The organism is Caulobacter sp. P1_B12_2 (assembly GCF_056406675.1).
Genome location: NZ_JBFTZS010000782.1, coordinates 1 through 1,065, shown reverse-complemented (window position 1 = coordinate 1,065; position 1,065 = coordinate 1). Strand labels below are relative to the sequence as shown.

Genomic DNA, 1,065 nt, shown 5'->3' with positions numbered 1-1,065 from the left:
CCGCCATGGCCGGGCGGGGCCAGGACGCGGTCGGCCTGCGTCAGGCGCGGGAAAGTGCGCCGTCCGACCGCGTGATTGTCGTTCCAGCAGGTGAACAGCACGGCCAGCAGCACCAGCAGGGTGAACACCGGCAGGCGTGTGGCCCGACTGGCGTGCAGCATGTAGGCCAGGCCGGCGGTGATGAAGGCCAGGCCCAGGAAGACTACGCTGATGGCGCCCAGAAACTGGGCCGGTCCGACCGGCCAGACGCACAGGACCGCCAGCGACGCGAGGCCCAGGACGAACGTGCCCCACCGGCACAGGCGGTTGAACAGGCCGCGGTTGAACAGCCGGAAATAGGCGGCGACGCGGCGGCGCGCCCACAGCACGAACACCGCCGCCAGCCCTAGCCCGAAGAAGATGTAGGGCAGCGCCGCGAGGTCGACCTTCGCCCTGGCGGTGGCCACGCCGGCGATGATGAACGGCGCGCCGCCCAGGAGGCGCGGCGTCCACTCGCGCAGCCAGCCGATCAGCTTCGGCGCCGCGGGATGGCCAGTGAAAGCCTGGGGCGAGYGGCGCCTGTGCTGCTCGAGGATGAAGCGGGTCCAGAACCAGCACTGAAAGCCGTAGAAGGCGGTGGCCAGCACCATCCAGCTGGCCTTGCAGGTGTCGGAGCCGGCCGTCACCGCCAGGTCCGAGCCCTGCTCCATGAGCATCAGCGCCGCGCAGACGGCCAGCAGGGCGGCGACGGCCGGCGCGCCGCGAATGGCCTCCAGGTCGGCCAGGAACGCGGCCCAGAAGATCTGCAACGGCACGAGCCGGCCCGTGATGCGGCGCCGGACGGCGGTCCAGATCGACACCTTTTCCAGATGTTCGTTCATCGCGACCCAGCCCCCCGAGGTCCGCGCCCCATGGCGCGCGACGGTCAGCCTAGCCCAGCCCGGGAGTATTTCAATCTATGGAGCCGCCAGGGCGTTTACTCTCGCCAAGGGCGCGGCCGGCTTCGCGACGTTCAGCCACGCCCCAATGAAGCCGTCATTCCCGCCCCTGTGGCGGGAACCCCTCCGTCCGCCGCAAGGGCGGGGG

At 70.9% G+C, this 1,065-nt stretch carries 1 protein-coding gene; it reads right to left on the bottom strand.

Features of this window, described 5'->3' with window-relative positions:
• On the bottom strand, positions 1-860 hold an 860-nt coding region (locus AC1DZ6_RS25735; protein ID WP_477099917.1), incomplete at its 3' end, for a hypothetical protein.
• Positions 861-1,065: the final 205 nt, after the last annotated feature.